General features: G+C 60.5%; 3 protein-coding genes and 2 tRNA genes. 2 read left to right on the forward strand and 3 right to left on the reverse strand.

Translation table 11 applies throughout. From position 1 onward, the window contains the following. Nucleotides 1–145 precede the first annotated feature (145 nt). Nucleotides 146–218 (forward strand) — tRNA-His (locus ACE3UY_RS15685). A gap of 36 nt (nt 219–254) precedes the next feature. Further along, a tRNA-Arg gene (locus ACE3UY_RS15690) sits at nt 255–328 on the forward strand. Nucleotides 329–1,041: 713 nt separating this feature from the next. On the opposite strand, the gene hpt is transcribed toward ACE3UY_RS15690, so the two are convergent. From hpt to ACE3UY_RS15705, 3 genes are all read right to left on the reverse strand, one after another. Continuing rightward, a complete protein-coding gene (gene hpt / locus ACE3UY_RS15695) occupies nt 1,042–1,644 on the reverse strand; it encodes a hypoxanthine phosphoribosyltransferase (RefSeq protein ID WP_374688440.1) in 603 nt (200 codons plus the stop codon). After that, entirely contained in the window at nt 1,641–2,069 is a 429-nt protein-coding gene (locus tag ACE3UY_RS15700; protein WP_374688441.1) for a hypothetical protein, read from the reverse strand. Before ACE3UY_RS15700 ends, hpt begins: the two co-directional genes overlap by 4 nt. A gap of 41 nt (nt 2,070–2,110) precedes the next feature. After that, nucleotides 2,111–2,575 (reverse strand): xanthine dehydrogenase family protein molybdopterin-binding subunit (locus tag ACE3UY_RS15705; RefSeq protein ID WP_374688442.1); only part of this gene is annotated, 465 nt, incomplete at its 5' end.

Here is a 2,575-nt window from a genome sequence, read left to right on the forward strand (position 1 = left end):
TCCAGCGCTCAGACCTGACAAGTGGACGGGTACAAGTCTCGTTCCTGTCGGCGTGCTTTCGGCCGTCCACCTGTCAGGTCTTTATAAGATCGCGCCTTGCCTCTCCTCCCCAACTGTGCTACGATACCCCTTGCAACGCACCATGGCGGGTGTGGTGTAGGGGTTAACACGTCTGGTTGTGGCCCAGAAGATCGTGGGTTCAAATCCCACCACTCGCCCTGAAAGCTGATGGAGGAACCCCATCAGCTTTTTTTGCGCCCGTAGCTCAATTGGACAGAGCAATAGCCTTCGAAGCTATTGGTTGGGGGTTCGAGCCCCTCCGGGCGCACCTGCCATTCCTCTCGGGCCGTTGGCGCTCTCAATTTTCCGCGTAGCCCTTTTTGACAGGTCGGCCGCGCGATGTCATGGTCGCGACATGACATTCGTCACTTCTATTCCCCCTCTCTCAGTGCTACACTGTCCATACCTCAAGAGGATCGGCAGTCAAGCCCCAATCCTCAAGAGTCCGGGGAAGCTCCAAGGAATTGGAAAGCGCCCTTACCAATCGGTTCAATAGGATCTAAGGCTTGGGACGGCCCCCAGTCCAGGATCAATTGAACACTCTTTTCAACCGGCCCTTGGAAGCAATTGGAGCCAACCCAATTGGCAAGGGAAGCCGGAAAAGAGAATCGACCCGTAGCTGTTCATCCTCGTTATCGATGGGCAAGCGGGAAGAAGGTAAGGGAAGCTGGAAGGTTATTTGGAGCTCCCCTTTTTGTTTATTTTGACTAGACGGTTTGGCGCAGGGCCGCCGCCGCAAATAACGATAAAAGCGCATTGACTCACCCTCTATGAGTCTGCTATAGTCTTTCTACTGGCGAGACTCCCATTTGTTTACAGAAGGGACTCTCAAAAGTAACGGGAAGCTCCAAGAAATTGGAAGGCGCTTACCGGGTTCCGTTGATAGAGCACGTACCAAAGTGTGCCTCTTAACGCCGTAAGGCAATTTGAGACCAACACTTTTGTGCCAGTCACAGAACGTCGGTTGAGTTGTCCGGAAGGTTACTTGGAGCTCTCCTTTTTTGTGCCTTCCTCCGGTTGGATGGCGTCGGCCTTCAGCAACCCCACAAACGGCAGATTGCGATACAACTCCCGATAATCAAGGCCGTAGCCGACGACGAAACGATCCGGCAGGTCAAACCCCTTGTAGCGGATGGGCAGCCGGATGAGCCGGCGCGGCGTCTTGTCGAACATCGTGCAGACCTGCAACGAGGTCGGGCCGCGGCTCTGGAGTTGGCGCAGGACATAGTTGAGCGTCAGCCCGGTGTCGACCACATCCTCCACAAAGAGCACGTGCCGGCCGGCGATAGGCTCCTCCAGGTCTTTCTGCAACCGCACCACGCCCTTCTGCCGCGTGCTGGCGCTGTAGCTGGAGATGGCGATGAAATCTACCTCCACCGGGATGGTGATGGCCCGGATGAGGTCGGCCATAAAGGGAAAGACGCCCTTCAGCACGCCGACGAGCAACGGCCGGCAACCCTCGTAGTCGCGCGAGATAGCCGCGCCCAGCTCGCGCACGCGCTGCTCGATCTGTTCGGTCGTGATCAGGATCTCGCTGATGCTGCCGATGAGGTCGCGGTACTCCTCTGGGGCGGGGTGACTCATGATTGATCGTTCTGGGCCAGCGTGCCCATGATGCGCGCCGCCTCCTCGTCGAGGCCGAAGCGCAACATGAGGGCGCGCAGATCGCTGCGCTTCCACAACTGGATATTGATCTCCGGGTAGAGTTCGTTCATGCGCCGCAGCTTGCGGTTCTTCTTGGTCACGAGCTTTGGCCGCATCGTCGTCAGTTCGACGTACAGGTCTTGCTCCGGCAGGTAAAAGTCGGGGGTGAAGGCCACCGTGACCTTGCCGGCCGCGTCCCACTCCAAAGCGAACGAGCGCGGCTCATACTCCCAGGCCACGTGATAGTAGTCCAGAATGCGCGCGAACTCCCGCTCAATGGAGTGAGAGAAGACGGGCAGCGGCCCGGCGGGCTCTGCCCCGGCCGCCGCGCTCCCGTCGTTCTCTCGTTCCGCGTCTTCTGTCATGGCTTCTGGCGCGGCGACCACCCGCCGCCGGCCCGCTACCCTTAGGCCGCGCGCAACGCCTCATACACACGCTGCGGCGTGAACGGGATGCGGCGCAGACGGGCCCCGGTCGCGTCGAAGACCGCGTTGGCGATGGCCGGCGCGACGCCGTCCTTCGGTATCTCGGCGATGGCCTTGGCCCCAAACGGCCCAGTCGGCTCGTGCGTCTGTACCAGGATGGCCTTCAGCCACGGCGTCTCGTCGGCCCGGTAGATATGGTACGGGCCAAAGGCGGGGTTGACCATCCGGCCCGTCTCGTCGTAGGCCATCTCCTCGCAGTGGCCGTAGCCGAGAGCCTGGATCATGCCGCCCTCGACCTGACCGGCGGCCGTCAGGGGGTTAATGGGCACGCCCGCGTCCACGGCCATGACCAGCTTGGTCACCGTCACCTGGCCCGTCTCCGTATCCACCTCCACCTCGGCGAACTGCCCGGCGAAGGGCGGCGGCGAGGCGCTGCTGACGTAGGA

It is taken from the genome of Promineifilum sp. (SeqCode) (assembly GCF_041918635.1).
Lineage (GTDB): Bacteria > Chloroflexota > Anaerolineae > Promineifilales > Promineifilaceae > Promineifilum.